Genomic DNA, 1248 nt, shown 5'->3' with positions numbered 1-1248 from the left:
GGCAAATGCTTATATACTAAGGTTACCTGATCGGAATGTTTGTCCATAAACTGCTTTACGCTTTGGTTAGCTTCGGCACAAAATGGACATTGAAAGTCAGAAAACTCCAACAGCACAATGTTATTTTTCGCCACACCAGTAGTAGGAGAATTTCCAATTATCGATGCTGGCTCTGTACTCATTTGCTGCAAAAATGCTTGCCTGGATTGGGCTAGCTCTTGCTGTTTTTCCTGCTGGTAAGCTTGCAGCGACTGTAAAATAGCCTCTGGATTATTCCGGATAATGGTTAATACTTCCGCTTCTAGTTGATCAGGGTTAGCAAAGTTGTTACTGCAACTGCTCAAGGTGAGCAAACACAGGAATAAGCTAACAATAGTTAAGGAAATTCGAGACAACTGTTTCATTTTCAACTGTTTACTGTTTAGTAGTAATGACCAACTGTTTACTATAGCAGTTTTCAGAGTTATCAAGTACAGTCCAATTAAGAACGCCCAGATATCAGTGACATAAGTCCTTTAAACCAAGTCAACCACCATCAGCTTTCCTTCGGGAAGCCATCAACAGGGGAGTTGTTCAGTCGTTGTTCAGTTAAAGCTTGTAAAATGCCATCCTCTATAATTCGGTCTGTTGGATTGTTTAGATTCCATAGTTGCTGGAAAGCAAGGACAGAATCAGCTCGGATGTCAATGGTATTGCCTCCTACATAGTCGAAATGTACAGGATCCCCCCATCCAAGCCATCGCCAGCCATACTTTTTTAAATAGGGTCTCCAACTCAAATAATCAGAAATATCGAGAGCTAAACCACTCTGATGATTACTTCTAGATGGACGAGCAGCAATTGGAATCTCGCAACGGTTCTGATTACGGTAATGGTTATATAGGACGAGTTGCTGAGCAATGGTTCGATAGGCACCATTGACAAGTAATGGTATACCTCTGTCATCAATAGCTTGTTGAAGTGCTTGTTTAGCCGCTGGTTGAAGATACGGCCAATTATATCCTGTCATCTCTACATTCAAATCTTCAAAACTGACCAGGGAATTAGGACGTACGACATTTAGCCTATCAATGAGTTGTTGATCAAGTCCACGAACCTTACCTATCCCCTGAGAGAATAAGCAGGTCGTAACATCCTTAACTATAGAGGGAATTGGTTGTTTTTGAGAGACTCTTACTTCTCTAGGGGGGGAGGGAGTTACTCTAGGTGAGGGACTTAGTATTAGAGCGTTTTGAAACAAGCTCACTA

At 41.5% G+C, this 1248-nt stretch carries 2 protein-coding genes; both read right to left on the bottom strand.

Features of this window, described 5'->3' with window-relative positions; translation table 11 throughout:
- Positions 1–404: DsbA family protein (locus tag F6K37_RS43175; protein WP_287257311.1), on the bottom strand; the 404-nt coding region annotated here is incomplete at its 3' end.
- A gap of 131 nt (positions 405–535) precedes the next feature.
- Positions 536–1248: M15 family metallopeptidase (locus F6K37_RS43170; protein ID WP_287257310.1), on the bottom strand; the 713-nt coding region annotated here is incomplete at its 5' end.

It is taken from the genome of Moorena sp. SIO4E2 (assembly GCF_010671945.1).
Classification (GTDB): Bacteria; Cyanobacteriota; Cyanobacteriia; order Cyanobacteriales; family Coleofasciculaceae; genus Moorena; species Moorena producens.
The sequence above is the reverse complement of the archived record's forward strand: the minus strand, read 5'-3'. Positions and strand labels throughout refer to the sequence as shown.